The organism is Xanthomonas arboricola pv. juglandis, from assembly GCF_001013475.1.
Classification (GTDB): Bacteria; Pseudomonadota; Gammaproteobacteria; order Xanthomonadales; family Xanthomonadaceae; genus Xanthomonas; species Xanthomonas arboricola.
The window spans coordinates 502,928-518,062 of the sequence record NZ_JZEF01000001.1 but is presented as its reverse complement, the minus strand read 5'-3'; the positions used below and the strand labels follow the sequence as shown (position 1 = coordinate 518,062).

Here is a 15,135-nt window from a genome sequence, read left to right as displayed (position 1 = left end):
ACTTCGATGGATCGCAAACTGCTCGACCTGCTGTGCTCGCCCGATACCCGCCAGCCGCTCTCGCTGCTCGACGGCAAGGGCCTGGAGGCACTCAACACCGCCATCGCCGGCGGGACCCTGCAGCGTGCCGACGGCACCGCACAGACACAGCCACTGCGCGAGGCGCTGATCACGCGCGACCGCAAGCAGATCTTCCGCGTCGACGACGGCATTCCGGTGCTGTTGGCCGAAGAAGCCATCGGCACTGCGCAGATCGCCGACTTCCCCGAAAAGTGAATCCTTCCTTACGCACCACCGTGCCGGAGGCACCACCGGCCGCGCTGGTGGACGCCGATGTGGCGCGCGCGCTGGCCGAGGACATCGGCAGCGGCGATGTGACCGCGGCGCTATTGCCCGATCAGCCAGACAGCGCGTACCTGCTGTGCAAGCAGGACGCCGTGATTGCCGGGCGGCCGTGGTTCGACGCCACGCACCGCGCGCTCGATCCGCAGGTGCGGATCGACTGGCAGGTGCACGAAGGCCAGCACGTCGCCGCCGGCACGGTGCTGGCGCTGCTGCATGGCCGCAGCCGCAGCCTGGTCAGCGCCGAGCGCACCTCGCTCAACTTCATGCAGACGCTGTCGGCCACCGCGACCGCCACCGCTGCATACGTGGCTGCCGTGGCCGGCACCGGCACGCGCATCCTGGACACGCGCAAGACGCTGCCCGGCCTGCGCGCCGCGCAGAAATACGCGGTGCGCTGTGGCGGTGGCGACAACCACCGCATCGGCCTGTTCGACACGGTGATGCTCAAGGAAAACCATATCCGCGCCGCCGGCTCGCTGAGCGCCGCCGTGCATGCCGCACGTGCGCAGCAACCGCAGTTGCCGCTGGTGGTCGAGGTGGAAACGCTGGAGCAGTTGCGCGAGGCCTTGCAGGTCGGCTGCACGCGCATCCTGATCGACGATTTCGACCCGGTGATGCGTCGCGACGCGGTGCGCATCGTTGCCGCCCTGCCGCGCGAACAACGCATTCCGCTGGAGGTCTCCGGCAGCGTGGATCTGGCCGGCATTGCGGCCATTGCGGCCGATGGGGTGGATTGCATCTCCATCGGCGGGCTCACCAAGCACGTGCACGCGGTCGATCTGTCGCTCAAACTCGGCCCACCGCCGCGCTGATTTCACGCGTGCCCGCAGCCGGCTCTGTCAGCCTGCTGCGATTGTTCTGTGCAGGATCTGCGATGACTGTAAAACCTTGGCCGTGGCTCTGTCTGGTGTTGGCCGCATGGGGCGGCACCGCGGCCGCCGCGGAAGTCTGCGATGTGCCCCCACGCTTCGGCACCAGCCCTGCAGCGATCGCCATCGTGCGCAGTGCCTGCAACGAGCATCGCCTGTGGCAGCACCCGTTTATCGACGCCAAGGGCCGTCTGGCCAGCCTGGGCGTGACCGAAGCCGAATCGGGCTATCTGGCCGACCACGGCGTGGTCGCCTGGCAACGCGTGGCCGGCTACTGGCGCGACAGCGGCACGCTGGCATCGATGGGCGGCCGCCCCGGCGCATCGAGTTGCGCGGCACTGGATGGCACGCGCTACACCGCCAGCGATTGCCGCGCTTTCCTGGTCGACAACCCATGGTCGGCCGCCTTCATCTCCTGGGTGATGACGCAGGCCGGCCTGAGCGGTTTCCATCGCTCTGCACGCCATCTGGATTACATCCGCAGCGCCTACAACGATGGCGCCAGCGGCCCGTACCAGTTCACCGACCCGGCGGTGGAAAAACCCGCCCCCGGCGATCTGCTGTGCCTGCTGCGCGGGCGCAGCGCTGCGCTCGGCTACGCCGGCCTCAAGGCCGGGCTTGGCGGCAGCGCGCCGATGCCGTGGCAATCGCATTGCGACGTGGTGATCGCCGCCAACGTCGGTGGCGATCGCACCCTGTACCTGATCGGCGGCAATGTGTTCAACACGGTGATGATGCGCAAGATGCCGCTGGACCGCGCAGGCCGCGTGGTGTTGCCGACACCCCAATCTGACGGCAGCCAGGACCAGAGCGAGGACGGCCTGGGCATCGCCAGCGAGTGCACGCCGGCACACGAAGAACTCTGCGATTTCAATCGACGCGACTGGGCGGCCCTGTTGAAGCTGCGCCCGGATGCGCTGATGACCGCGCCACCACCGGTCGAACCGCTGCCTTCGCCAACCACCTTGCCCACCACGATGCCACCGGGTTTCCCGCGCGTGGTGCCGCCGCGTCCGGAAACACAGCCCGCGCCGACACAGCAGCCCGGGTAAGCAAGGATCAAAGCCCCGCGCCCATCCGGAGAGGGGTTGGGGTGAGGGTACGGCGGCGAAGCCTTGGCCAAGGCTCAACCGCGCGAGGCTTCGCGCGTACCCTTATCCGCCCCTGCGGGGCACCTTCTCCCGCAGGAGAAGGATCAAGTCACGCGCCCTTGCCGAACACCCAACAAAAAAGCGGGCCGAGGCCCGCTTTTTCGTGACGCATCAACCAGCGGCGATTACTCGGCCGACGGCGGAACGCCCTCGCCTTCTTCCACTGCCTTGATCGACAGACGGATACGGCCCTGCTTGTCCACTTCCAGCACCTTGACGCGGACCAGATCGCCTTCCTTCAGCTTGTCGCCGACCTTTTCCACGCGCTCGCTGGAGATCTGCGAGACGTGCACCAGGCCGTCCTTGCCCGGCAGGATGGTGACGAACGCACCGAAGTCCATGATCTTGGCGACCTTGCCTTCGTAGATGCGGCCCGGCTCCACGTCCGAGGTGATCTGCTCGATGCGCGACTTCGCAGCTTGCGCAGCAATGGCGTTGACCGAGGCGATGATGATCGTGCCGTCGTCCTGGATGTCGATCTGCGTACCGGTTTCCTTGGTGATGGCCTGGATGGTCGAGCCACCCTTGCCGATCACTTCGCGGATCTTGTCCGGGTGGATCTTGATGGTCAGCAAGCGCGGCGCGTAGTCGCTCAGTTCCTGACGCGGGGTGGTCAGCGCATGCGCCATCTCGCCGAGGATGTGCAGACGGCCAGCCTTGGCCTGCTGCAATGCCTGCTTCATGATCTCTTCGGTGATGCCTTCGATCTTGATGTCCATCTGCAACGCGGACACGCCTTCGGAAGTGCCGGCCACCTTGAAGTCCATGTCGCCGAGGTGATCTTCGTCACCCAGGATGTCCGACAGCACGACGAAGTCGTTGCCTTCCTTGACCAGACCCATCGCGATACCGGCGACCGGCGCCTTGATCGGCACACCGGCGTCCATCAGCGCCAGCGAGCTGCCGCAGACCGATGCCATCGAGGACGAACCATTGGACTCGGTGATTTCCGAGACCACGCGGATGGTGTACGGGAATTCTTCCAGGCTCGGCATCACTGCCAGCACGCCGCGCTTGGCCAGACGGCCGTGGCCGATCTCGCGACGCTTCGGCGCACCGAAACGACCGCACTCGCCCACCGAGTACGGAGGGAAGTTGTAATGGAACAGGAAGTTCTCTTTGTACTCACCCGAGACGGCGTCGATGACCTGACCGTCGCGTGCGGTGCCGAGCGTGGTGATCACGATCGCCTGGGTCTCGCCGCGGGTGAACAGCGCCGAGCCATGGGTACGCGGCAACACGCCGGCCTTGGCGCTGATCGGACGCACGGTATCCAGTGCACGGCCGTCGATGCGCACCTTGGTGCTCAGCACCGAGCCGCGCATGGTCTGGTATTCCAGCTCGCCGAATTCCTTGGACAGGTCACCGGCAGCCCAGCCTTCAATCGTGGCGCGCGGTGCCAGCGCACCCAGCACGTCCTTCTTGATCGCCGAAATTGCGTCGCGGCGCTGCAGCTTGTCGCGCACCTGGAAAGCCGACGCGAGCTGCTCGCCCACCGCTTCCTTCAGCGCGGCGATCATGCCGTCATTCTTGGCCGGAGCCACCCAGTCGGACGGCTTGGTGCCGGCTTCGACGGTCAGCTCGTTGATGATGTTGATGACCTTCTGCATCTCGCGATGGCCGAACGTCACCGCGCCCAGCATCACTTCTTCCGACAGCAGCTCGGCTTCAGACTCGACCATCAGCACCGCATTGGCGGTACCGGCCACGACCAGCTCCAGCTGCGAATCCTTCAGCTCGGTCACGGTCGGGTTGAGGATGTATTCGCCATTCTTGTAACCGACCTTCGCCGCAGCGATCGGGCCGTTGAACGGGGTGCCGGCCAGCGACAGCGCGGCCGATGCGCCGATCAGCGCGGCGATATCGCCGTCAATGTCCGGGTTCATCGACATCACGGTGGCGATGATCTGCACTTCGTTCTTGTAGTCCTCCGGGAACAGCGGACGGATCGGGCGATCGATCAGGCGCGAGATCAACGTTTCCTTCTCGGTCGCACGTCCTTCGCGCTTGAAGAAGCCGCCCGGGATGCGGCCGCCGGCGTAGAACTTCTCCTGATAATCAACCGTCAGAGGAAAGAAGTCCTGCCCTTCGCGCGCGCTCTTGGCGGCGACGGCGGTGACCAGCAGTACGGTGTCGTCGAACTTGACGATGACGGCGCCGCCTGCCTGGCGAGCGATTTCGCCCGTCTCCAGGGTGACGGTGTGCTTGCCGTACTGGAAGGTTTTGGTGATTTTTGCCACGGAGGTTTTTTCCCTTAGGTGTTGCTGTCTTCGTTGGACCGTCGTCGACCCATGCCGAGAACGGGCGGCCGGGAGGCTCCGGCCCATGAACTGCATGCTGCAGATAACGTGATGCGAATGACCAAAACAAAGCCGCGGCGCATCGCTGCGCCGCGGCGGTATGACTCGATTAGCGGCGCAGGCCGAGCTTCTCGATCAAGGACTTGTAACGCTCGTTGTCCTTCTTCTTCAGGTAGTCGAGCAGGCTGCGGCGACGGTTGACCATCTGCAGCAGGCCACGACGGCTGTGGTGATCCTTCTTGTGGGTCTTGAAGTGACCGGTCAGCAGCTCGATGCGCGCGGTCAGCAGCGCGACCTGCACTTCCGGCGAACCGGTGTCCTGGGCGCTGCGCTTGTTGTCTTCAATAACTTTCTGGGTGTCGACGGACATAATGTTTACTCGATAGATGCGTGGTCGGCAGGAACGTGCATGACGCACCGCCGGACTCGCCGTTTGCTAGGGATGAGCGCGCTTGGCGCTGGAGGTGCCCCGATCGGGGCCGCAAAATTGTAACGTCGTGCGGGCCCGGGAACAAGTTGACTAAAACTTAACAAGCCACCGCTTCGTTCAGTCCATTGAACAATCGCTGCGGCGACAAACGCCCCTCCGCGTCCACCAGGCCTAGCCCTGAGGGAATTCCGTCGGGTCCGAACACGGCCACCTGGCCGGTCGGAAATGCGGGATCACGCAGGCGCTGGCCCATACGAAAACGCGCCGCATGCGCCGTATCGAGCACGATCCGCGCAAAATCGGCCAGTCCGGCCTCGATCGGCAGCAACAGCTCTTGCGCGTCGGTGCCCGCTTCCAGGGCTGCCGACAGCGCTTCCAGCGTGATCATCTGCGGCGCACGAAACGGCTCCACCCAGAGCCGGCGCAGCGAGGCGATATGCGCACCGCAGCCAAGCACCTCGCCCAGATCGCGCGCCAGGCTGCGGATATAGGTGCCCGAGCCGCAGGTCACGCGCAACTGCAGCCGCGGCGCGGCGTAGCCGAGCACATCGATCGCATGCACGTCGACCTCGCGCACCGGTGCCTCGATCACTTCGCCACGGCGTGCCTTGGCGTACAGCGGCTCGCCGCCCTGCTTGAGCGCGGAATAGATCGGGGCCTGCTGGCGGATGCGCCCGATGAAGGGCGTCAGCGCTGCACGCAGCGCGTCTTCGCCCAGTGCCGGCACCGCACGCTCGCGCAACACCTGACCATCGGCATCGTCGGTATCGGTGGTGACACCCAGCACGATCTCGGCGTCGTAGGCCTTGGCCGAACCGAGCAGCAGGCCGGCAATCTTGGTGGCCTCGCCCAGACACAGCGGCAGCAAGCCGGTGGCCAGCGGATCCAGGCTGCCGGTGTGGCCGCCCTTTTCGGCACGCAACAAGCGGCGCGCGGACTGCAATGCCGTGTTGGAGCTGACTCCAGCCGGCTTGTCGAGCAACAGGATGCCGTGCAACGGGCGATAGACGATACGGGGTTTCAACAGATCGGTGCTCGAATCGGGCACTGTGCGCGCCCGTTGAAATCAGGGCCGCTGATCGACAGGCGGCCGGCCGGCAGCGCTCAGCGCTGCTCGGCGTCCTCGTCGCTGGACGCGGCCTCGGGGCCGACATCGTCCAGGTCACGCAGCAGGTTGTCGATTCGCTCGCCGCGGTCGACCGAATCGTCGTAATGGAAATGCAGTTCGGGCACGTGGCGCAGCTTCATCGCGCGCGCCAGCTGCGTACGCAACTGACCGGCGATTTCCTTGAGCCCCTTGACCGCTTCGGCCGAACGCTCCTGCTGCAGCGCGGTCACGAACACCTTGGCATGTGCCAGGTCGCGGCTGATTTCGACGTCGGAAACGCTGACCGACGGCAGGCCGTGGTCGCGCACGGCCGCGTGCACGATCGTGCCGAGGTCGCGACGCACCTGCGCCGAAACGCGGTCGGTGCGATGGAATGATTTGGTTGGCATGGTCATGGACCTGGTTGATTCGGAGGGCCAGTTGGCACCGAAGCCAAAAACGGACGCGGGCGGCCATGCCGCCCTCGCCTTGCAGAACTTGCGTTGCAACTCCGCCTGGCGGAGTCGGGGCCCGCAGGCCCCGGCAGCCGTTACAGCGTACGGGCGACTTCGATACGCTCGAAGCACTCGATCTGATCGCCGGCCTTGACGTCGTTGTAGGCCTTCACGCCGATACCGCACTCGGTACCGTTGCGCACTTCCTCGACGTTTTCCTTGAAGCGACGCAGCGATTCCAGCTCGCCCTCGAACACCACGACGCTGTCGCGGAGCACGCGGATCGGCTTGCTGCGCTTCACCACGCCTTCGATGATCATGCAGCCTGCAACCGCGCCGAACTTGGAGCTGCGGAACACGTCGCGGACCTGCGCGATACCGATGATCTCCTCGCGGATTTCCACGCCGAGCAGACCGGACGCCACCTGCTTCACCTGGTCGATCACGTCATAGATGATCGAGAAGTAACGCAGATCGATGCCGTTGGATTCGACGATCTTGCGGGCCGAGGCATCGGCACGCACGTTGAAGCCGATCACCGTGGCCTTGGAGGCCGCTGCCGAATTCGCATCGGATTCGGTGATGCCGCCCACGCCGGAGTGGATCACGTTGATGCGGATGTCGTCGTTGGACAACGCCACCAGCGACTGCTTGAGCGCTTCCACCGAGCCCTGCACGTCGGCCTTGATGACCAGGTTCAGCACCTGCTGGCCTTCACCCTTGCCCATCTGGGCCAGGATGTCTTCCATGCGGTTGCTGGCCGAGGCCACCAGGCGCGACTCGCGACGCTTGGTTTCGCGCTGCTGCGCCACGTCCTTGGCCAGACGCTCGTCGTCGACGACCACGAAGTCGTCGCCGGCTTCCGGCACGCCGGACAGGCCGAGCACCTGCACCGGGATCGACGGACCGGCCGAGGCCGGCTGATGGCCGGTCTCGTCGAACAGCGCACGCACGCGGCCGTACTGGATGCCGCACACCAGGTAATCGCCACGCTTCAGCGCGCCCTGCTGCACCAGCACCGTGGCCACCGGGCCGCGGCCCTTGTCCAGCGAGGATTCGATCACGGTACCGCTGGCGCGGCCTTCGGCCACTGCCTTGAGTTCCAGCACTTCGGCCTGCAGCGAGATCGCGTCCAGCAGCGTGTCCACACCGGTACCGACCTTGGCCGACACTTCGATGAACTGGGTATCGCCGCCGAACTCTTCGGCCACCACGTTTTCGGCCAGCAATTCGTTCTTGACCCGCAGCGGATCGGCGCCGGCCTTGTCGATCTTGTTCACCGCCACGATCAACGGAACGCCTGCCGCCTTGGCATGCGCCACCGCTTCCTTGGTCTGCGGCATCACGCCGTCATCGGCTGCAACCACCAGCACCACGATGTCGGTGATCTTGGCGCCACGGGCACGCATCGAGGTAAACGCGGCATGGCCGGGCGTATCCAGGAAGCTGATGACGCCACGGCCGGTTTCGACGTGGTACGCACCGATGTGCTGCGTGATACCACCGGCTTCGCCGGAGGCGATCTTGGTGCGACGGATGTAATCCAGCAACGAGGTCTTGCCGTGATCGACGTGACCCATGATGGTCACCACCGGCGGACGCGGCGTGGCATCGCCCTGTGCATCCTCGGCATGCGCCAGCAGCGCGTCCTCGAAGTCGGCGTTGTCGGCACGCACGGCCTTGTGGCCGAGTTCTTCGGTCACCAGCGCGGCGGTGTCATGGTCGATGCTCTGGGTGATGGTCGCCATGACGCCCATCTTGAACAACGCCTTGACCACGTCGCCGCCCTTGAGCGCGAGCTTCTGCGCCAGGTCGGCCACGGTGATGGTCTCGCCGATCGCCACTTCGCGCACCACCGGTGCGGTCGGACGCTCGAACCCATGCGGACCGCTGTTGCCCTGGTTGCCGCCACGGCCGTTGTCGTTGCCACGACGCGAGGACGACGAACCCGGACGACCGGTCGGCTTGCCGCGCACGTTGGAACGGCGCGCACGATCGGCCGCGGACAGGTGCAACTGCCCGGCAAAACGCTTGGTCGCATCGTCGTCTTCGACACCGGCCACCATGACGTGCGAGCCGCGCGTCTTGTGCTTGGCCGCATTGGAGCGGTCGTCCGGACGCGCCGGCGTGGCCGGACGCGATGCCGGCGATGCGCCAGCCGGACGGGCCGGACGCGGCGCAGACGGCGACGACGGCGCGCGTGCGGCAGGTGCTGCAGGCGGTGCGGGTGCGGCAGCCACCGGCGCCGGCGCACTGGCAGCCGCAGCGGCTTCCTCGGCAGCCTTGCGCTCGGCTTCGGCACGGTCGCGCGCAGCCTGTTCCTCTTCGCGCTTGCGCTGGATCGCTTCGTCGCGCACGCGGTCGCTTTCGGCCAGCGCCTGCTGTTCGTCGAGATTGCGCTGACGCGATGCGGCGAGCTTGGCCAGGATGTCGGCGCGCTCTTCGTCCGGCGTCATCGGCGCAGGACGGCCACCGCCTTCGTTTTCGGACTTCACATAGGTGCGCTTCTGCCGCACTTCCACGTTGACCGTGGTCTTGGTGCGGCCAGCGCTGACCGTGACTTCCTGCAGCTTGCGCCGGTTGAGCGTGATCTTCTTGGCTGCTTCGCTCGCCGCTTCGGCAGGCGTCTCGGCCTTGCCATGCGTGCGACGCAGGAAGCCAAGCAGTTTCATCTTCTCGGTGCTGGTCACGACCTGGTCGGGACCGCTGAACTTCATTCCGGCCTCGGCCAGTTGAACCAGCAGTTTATCGACCGGCGTATTGACCAGTTCGGCAAGCTTGCGGATGGTGGTTTGCTGCGACATTCGGATCCTATGATCTGGTTGGCGCCCCCTCGCCCAGAGCAAGGGAAACGCTGATTCTAAGCCCTGATGGGGTCAGGGCGCGGTTCATTGCCGGCTCATTCGCCGCGCTCCAAACGGGCGATCTCCTCGGCGCGGGCCGCCAGGATCAGCGCCGCGGCGCGCTCCTGGGTCAGACCCTCAATGCCGAAGTCGACGATCTCGTCCGCTGCCAGGTCGGACAAGTCCTCGCTGGTGCGCACGCCGTGCTCGGCCAGAGCAAAGGCCGTTTCCTCGTCCATCCCCTCCAGCGCCAGCAGGTCCTCGGTGGGCTGAGTTCCTTCCAGGCCTTCTTCTTCTGCCAGCGCGGCGTTGAGCAACGCATCGCGGGCACGGGCGCGCAACTCTTCGACGATGTCTTCGTCGAAGCCTTCCACCGCCAGCAACTCGCCGACCGGCACGTAGGCGATTTCTTCGACCGTATTGAAGCCTTCGGTCACCAGGATCGCTGCGATTTCTTCGTCCACTTCAAGGCGATCCATGAACAACTGGCGCGCGGAGGTCTGCTCGGCTTCGGACTTGGCGGCCACCTGGTCGGCGGTCATCACGTTGAGCTGCCAACCGGTCAGGCGGCTGGCCAGACGCACGTTCTGGCCACCCTTGCCGATCGCCTGGGCCAGGCGGTCTTCCGCCACGGCCAGATCCATCGAGTGCTTGTCTTCATCGACGATGATCGACTGCACTTCGGCCGGCGCCATCGCATTGATGACGAAGTTGGCCGGGTTCTCGTTCCACAGCACGATGTCCACGCGCTCGCCATTGAGCTCGTTGGACACCGCCTGCACGCGCGAACCACGCATGCCGATGCACGCGCCGATCGGATCGGTGCGGGTGTCGTGTGCGATCACCGCGATCTTGGCGCGGTCGCCCGGATCGCGTGCGCAGGCCTTGATCTCGACCAGGCCCTGGCCCACTTCCGGCACTTCGAGCTTGAACAGCTCGATCATGAATTCCGGCGCGGCACGGCTGATGAACAGCTGCGGGCCACGTGGCTCGGAACGCACTTCGGCCAGATAGCCGCGCACGCGGTCGCCCGGGCGCAGCACGTCGCGCGGAATGCCCTTGTCCTTGGGAATGAAGGCTTCGGCATTGCCGCCCAGATCGACAAAGATGTTGCCGCGCTCGGCGCGCTTGACCACACCGGTGATCAACTCGCCAACGCGATCCTTCCAGGCATCGACCACCTGCTGACGCTCGGCCTCGCGCACACGCTGCACGATCACCTGCTTGGCAGCCTGCGCCGCGATACGGCCGAAGTCCGGGTTTTCGATCTGTTCTTCGATGTAGTCGCCCACATCCACGCCATCGGCTTCGTCGACGGCATCCATCAGACGCACCTGGCGATCCGGGGATTCCATCACGACATCGTCGGCAACCACTTCCCAACGACGATAGGTTTCGTAGTTACCGTCCTTGTGGTCGATGGTCACGCGCGTCAGCACGTCCTGGTCGGGATAGCGCTTCTTCGCTGCGGAAGCCAGCGCGGCCTCGATCGCATCGAAGATCACTTCGCGCGGCACGCCCTTTTCGTTGGCCACCGCATCCACTACCAGCAAAAGTTCCTTGCTCATTTCGTCACTCCGCGCGCGGCTTGCCAGCCGCCGACTCGTTGGATGGTTTCTTCTTGTCGTGCCCGGGTTTTTTCGGGCCGGGCTTGTTCGGTTTTTGCGGGGCCAGGCCCAGGGCGACCCAATCCGGCAGGATGCGCGCCTTGTCGATGTTGTCGAAGCCGATCTGCACATCCTTGCCGTCGACGGCGAACACCACCGCGTCCGCCTCGGAGTCGATCCGCACGATCTGGCCCTGGAAGCGGCGCCGACCATCCTGCGCCAGCTTCAGCACGATCTTGGCGGACTCGCCAACGTGACGGCCGAACTGCTCCAGCGTGAACAACGGACGGTCAACACCCGGCGAGGACACCTCGAGCGTGTAGTTGCCGGTGATGGGGTCTTCGACGTCGAGCTGGGCCGAGACTTCGCGGCTCACGCGCTCGCAGTCGTCGACGTTGATGACACGCTCGGGCTGTTCGGCCAGCGGCACATCGATGTACAGGCGCAACGTGGCGCCACCTGGAGCGGGAAGATATTCCACACCCAGCAGTTCCAAGCCCAAGGACTCAACCGTTGGACTCAGCAGATTCGCGATTTCGGTCGCTTTTTCGCTCACAGACTGCCCTGATCAGATGATTGCCAGTAGAACCCCGGCAACCGGCAGCAAACTTTCCGGTTCCGGAAAAAACAAGGGGCCCGATGGGCCCCTTGCGTGAAAAAAGCCCGACCTCTCAGGGTCGGCGCAAAGACGGGAACATGCGTCTTTGCGATCCAAGAAACTGAAGTACTGCCCTAAGGCATTGCATTAAAGCAGTACTTCAAAACTTGGTAGCGGGGGCAGGATTTGAACCTGCGACCTTCGGGTTATGAGCCCGACGAGCTGCCAGACTGCTCCACCCCGCAGCAGAAGCGGAATTATGAAGAACTTGAGCGGCAATTGCAAGCCCTAGTTTTTCATCGATTGAAAACCCTGGGGGTCTTCAACGTCGCGGCAAATGATAACCGCATTGCAACAAAAACGAAACAGCAATCACGACTTTATTTCAGTTCTCCCTCGACGGCGCGCGTAGCACACGCGCCCCAAGGTCATGCAAGGACGCGTGACTCAGGCGAGGCCTGCAAATGCACGCTGGCACCACACCATGATCGGGCTCCAGGCCAGGCCCAGCGCAAGCAACGCAAGCGCGTTGACGCCAAGCACGGTACCCAGCACACGATCGTTGTTGGCCGGCAACGGCTCGCCCACCGGCTCATCGAAGTACATGACCTTGATGACGCGCAGATAGTAGAAGGCGCCGATCACCGCGCAGAGCACGCCGACCAGGGCCAGCCACAGCATGTCGCCCTTCACCGCGGCGCCGAGTACCGCCAGCTTGGTCCAGAAACCCAGGAACGGCGGGATACCCGCAAGCGAGGCCATGATGCACAGCACCAGGCCGGCCATCCACGGATTGCGTGCGTTGAGTCCCTTGAAGTCGTCGATGTTCTCGGCTTCGAAGCCGTTGCGCGACAACGCGATGATCGCGCCGAACGCAGCGGTCGACATGATGGTGTAGCTCACCGCGTAGAACATCGCCGCGGCATAGCCTTCCTCGCCACCGCCGGCAACGCCCATCAACAGAAAGCCGATGTGCGAGACGGTCGAGTACGCCAGCATGCGCTTGAGGTTGCTCTGCGCAATCGCCATCAAGTTGCCGATCACCAGCGACACCGCAGACAGGCCGCCGATCAACAGATGCCACTGCGGCGACAGCGGACCCATGCCGACCTCCAGCAGGCGATACGCCATACCGAAGGCAGCGAGCTTGGGTGCAGAGCTGATGAACAAGGCGATCGGCGCCGGCGCACCCTGGTACACGTCAGGCAACCACATGTGGAACGGGGCAGCACCCAGCTTGAAGGCCACGCCGGCGATCATGAAGATGGTGCCGGTCAGCAGCAGCGTGCGCTCGTTGGAGCCTTCGATCGCGTCGTGAATGCCGCTCAGGCTCAGCGTCCCGGTGGCGCCGTAGACCAGCGACATGCCGTACAGCAGCAGACCCGAGGCCAGCGAACCGAGCACGAAGTACTTCATCGCCGCTTCGGTGGCCAGGCCGTTGTCGCGGTTGGAGGCGACCAATGCGTACGAGCACAGCGCGAGCAGTTCCAGGCCCAGGTACACCATCAACAGGCTGCCCGCCGAGGTCAGCAGCATCATGCCGGCGGTGGCGAACAACACCAGCACCGGGATCTCGCCCTGATAGAGATTACGTTCGCGCAGGTAGGTCCAGCCGTAGACCAGGCTCAGGCCACTGACCAGCACGATCACCGTCTTCATCACGTCGGCCGCGGTGTCGCGCACGAACATGCCGTGGAAGATCTCGCCCTGCCCGCCCGTACCGGTCGCCAATAGCGCGAACACCACCGCAAGCACGGCGACGGAGAACAGGTGGGTCCAGACCTTGTTCCGCTGGCTCACGAACAGGTCGAGCATCAGCAGTGCAAAGGCGCCGCCGATCAGCACCAGCTCCGGAACAAGCGGAGCCAGGTCAGCGGTGGTCAACGGCGCGAGCGTTGGCGTGGTCATCATCAAATCCTGGAAATCAAAACGTACGGCAAGCTGTTACAGCTTGGACGCGGCAATCTGGGTAGCCAGCTTGGCGATCGATGGTTCCATCAGATCGGTCAGCGGCTTCGGATACAGGCCCAGGGCCAGCACGCCAACGGCGAACACCCCCAGCACGAACGCCTCACGGCCATTGATGTCCTTCAGCTCGGCCACATGGGCATTGGCCACTTCGCCGAAGAACACGCGCTTGTACAGCCACAGCGTATACGCGGCGGTAATCACCAGCGTGGTGGCGGCAGCGAAGGCGACCAGCGGGTGCTTCTGGAAGCTGGCCAGGATCACCATGAACTCGCCGACGAAACCGCTGGTGCCCGGTAGGCCGGCATTGGCCATGAAGAACAGCATGGAGAACGTCGCAAACCACGGCATCACGTTGACCACGCCGCCGTAATCGGCGATGCGGCGGGTATGCATGCGGTCGTACAGCACGCCGATGCAGGAGAACATCGCACCGGACACGAAGCCGTGCGAAATCATCTGCACCATCGCACCCTGCAGGCCCAGACGGGCGGCGTCGGTGCTGCCGTACTCACGCACCAGGGTGAAGGCGATGAAGGTGCCAAGGGTGACAAAGCCCATGTGCGCGATGGACGAATACGCCACCAGCTTCTTCATGTCGTCCTGCACCAGGGCCACCAGACCGACGTAGATCACCGCGATCAGCGACAGCGTGATCACCAGCCAGGCGAACTCGTGGCTTGCATCCGGCACGATCGGCAGGTTGAAGCGCAGGAAGCCGTAGCCACCGATCTTCAACGCGATCGCAGCCAGGATCACCGAACCGGCGGTCGGCGCCTCGACGTGCGCGTCCGGCAGCCAGGTGTGCACCGGGAACATCGGCACCTTGACCGCAAACGCGATCAGGAAGGCGAAGAAGATCCAGGTCTGCTCCTTGGCGGTCAGCTGCAGCGCGTAAAGGTCGGCCAGCTGGAAGCTGCCGCCCTTCAGGTACAGGTAGACCAGGCCCACCAGCATCAGCACCGAGCCGAGGAAGGTGTAAAGGAAGAACTTCATCGCCGCGTAGATGCGCCGCGGGCCGCCCCAGACGCCGATGATCAGGAACATCGGGATCAGCATGGCTTCGAAGAAGACATAGAACAGCATCGCGTCGGTCGCGGCAAAGATGCCTACCGTGACGCCTTCCAGGATCAGGAAGGCGGCGACGTACTGATTAACGCGCTTGTCGATCGAGCGCCAGGCACCGATCAGCGCCAGCACCGTCACCAGCGTGGTCAGCACGATCAACGCGACCGCGATGCCGTCCACGCCCAGGTTGTAGCCGATGTTGTAGGCCGGGATCCAGGCATGCAGTTCGATGAACTGCATGGCGTCATTGGCGGTGTCGTAGCCCAGCAGCGGCAGACTCAGCACAAAGGTCGCCACCGCCACCGCCAACGATGCCCAGCGGGCAGTCTCGGCGTTGCGCAACGCAAGGATCAAGGCGCCACCGATAATCGGCAGCCAGATCAAGATAGACAGTAAAGGCCAGTTCGACACGTT

The 15,135-nt window shown here is 64.6% G+C and carries 12 protein-coding genes and 1 tRNA gene; 3 read left to right on the top strand and 10 right to left on the bottom strand.

Annotation, left to right across the window (positions count from 1 at the left end; genetic code table 11):
* Positions 1–6: 6 nt before the first annotated feature.
* The 3 genes from XARJCFBP2528_RS02155 (at position 7) to XARJCFBP2528_RS02145 (ending at position 2,266) form a co-directional block, all read left to right on the top strand.
* A complete protein-coding gene (locus XARJCFBP2528_RS02155) occupies positions 7–276 on the top strand; it encodes a Trm112 family protein (protein ID WP_024937963.1) in 270 nt (89 codons plus the stop codon).
* Positions 273–1,157 carry a carboxylating nicotinate-nucleotide diphosphorylase gene (gene nadC, locus XARJCFBP2528_RS02150; RefSeq protein WP_047124258.1) on the top strand — a complete coding sequence of 295 codons (885 nt, stop codon included), beginning with the start codon at positions 273–275 and terminating at the stop codon, positions 1,155–1,157. Before XARJCFBP2528_RS02155 ends, nadC begins: the two co-directional genes overlap by 4 nt.
* 62 nt (positions 1,158–1,219) lie before the next feature.
* Entirely contained in the window at positions 1,220–2,266 is a 1,047-nt protein-coding gene (locus tag XARJCFBP2528_RS02145; RefSeq protein ID WP_047124257.1) for a DUF2272 domain-containing protein, read from the top strand.
* 224 nt (positions 2,267–2,490) lie between these two features.
* Here XARJCFBP2528_RS02145 and pnp read toward each other — a convergent pair whose 3' ends face one another.
* The 10 genes from pnp to XARJCFBP2528_RS02095 form a co-directional block, all read right to left on the bottom strand.
* The gene (gene pnp / locus XARJCFBP2528_RS02140) at positions 2,491–4,605 is read right to left on the bottom strand and encodes a polyribonucleotide nucleotidyltransferase (RefSeq protein WP_046343325.1); all 2,115 of its coding nucleotides are present in this window, start codon (positions 4,603–4,605) and stop codon (positions 2,491–2,493) included.
* Between the two features lie 169 nt (positions 4,606–4,774).
* The gene (gene rpsO, locus XARJCFBP2528_RS02135) at positions 4,775–5,035 is read right to left on the bottom strand and encodes a 30S ribosomal protein S15 (protein WP_003485583.1); all 261 of its coding nucleotides are present in this window, start codon (positions 5,033–5,035) and stop codon (positions 4,775–4,777) included.
* Between the two features lie 157 nt (positions 5,036–5,192).
* Complete coding sequence (gene truB, locus XARJCFBP2528_RS02130) at positions 5,193–6,119, bottom strand: tRNA pseudouridine(55) synthase TruB (protein WP_047124450.1); 927 nt, start codon at positions 6,117–6,119, stop codon at positions 5,193–5,195.
* Positions 6,120–6,199: 80 nt separating this feature from the next.
* Positions 6,200–6,592, bottom strand: a complete 393-nt coding sequence (gene rbfA, locus XARJCFBP2528_RS02125) for a 30S ribosome-binding factor RbfA (RefSeq protein ID WP_024937968.1) — start codon at positions 6,590–6,592, stop codon at positions 6,200–6,202.
* Between the two features lie 140 nt (positions 6,593–6,732).
* Positions 6,733–9,441, bottom strand: coding sequence for a translation initiation factor IF-2 (gene infB, locus XARJCFBP2528_RS02120; protein WP_039522179.1), 2,709 nt, complete (start codon positions 9,439–9,441; stop codon positions 6,733–6,735).
* Positions 9,442–9,536: 95 nt separating this feature from the next.
* Positions 9,537–11,048: a transcription termination factor NusA gene (nusA, locus tag XARJCFBP2528_RS02115; protein WP_016903006.1), complete on the bottom strand. Its 1,512-nt coding sequence runs from the start codon at positions 11,046–11,048 to the stop codon at positions 9,537–9,539.
* Positions 11,049–11,052: 4 nt separating this feature from the next.
* Complete coding sequence (rimP, locus tag XARJCFBP2528_RS02110; protein ID WP_024937971.1) at positions 11,053–11,643, bottom strand: ribosome maturation factor RimP; 591 nt, start codon at positions 11,641–11,643, stop codon at positions 11,053–11,055.
* A 210-nt stretch (positions 11,644–11,853) separates the two neighbouring features.
* Positions 11,854–11,930, bottom strand: a tRNA-Met gene (locus tag XARJCFBP2528_RS02105).
* A 202-nt stretch (positions 11,931–12,132) separates the two neighbouring features.
* Positions 12,133–13,593 carry an NADH-quinone oxidoreductase subunit NuoN gene (nuoN, locus tag XARJCFBP2528_RS02100; protein ID WP_039523046.1) on the bottom strand — a complete coding sequence of 487 codons (1,461 nt, stop codon included), beginning with the start codon at positions 13,591–13,593 and terminating at the stop codon, positions 12,133–12,135.
* Positions 13,594–13,629: 36 nt separating this feature from the next.
* Positions 13,630–15,132 carry an NADH-quinone oxidoreductase subunit M gene (locus XARJCFBP2528_RS02095; RefSeq protein WP_039522180.1) on the bottom strand — a complete coding sequence of 501 codons (1,503 nt, stop codon included), beginning with the start codon at positions 15,130–15,132 and terminating at the stop codon, positions 13,630–13,632.
* Positions 15,133–15,135 lie beyond the last annotated feature (3 nt).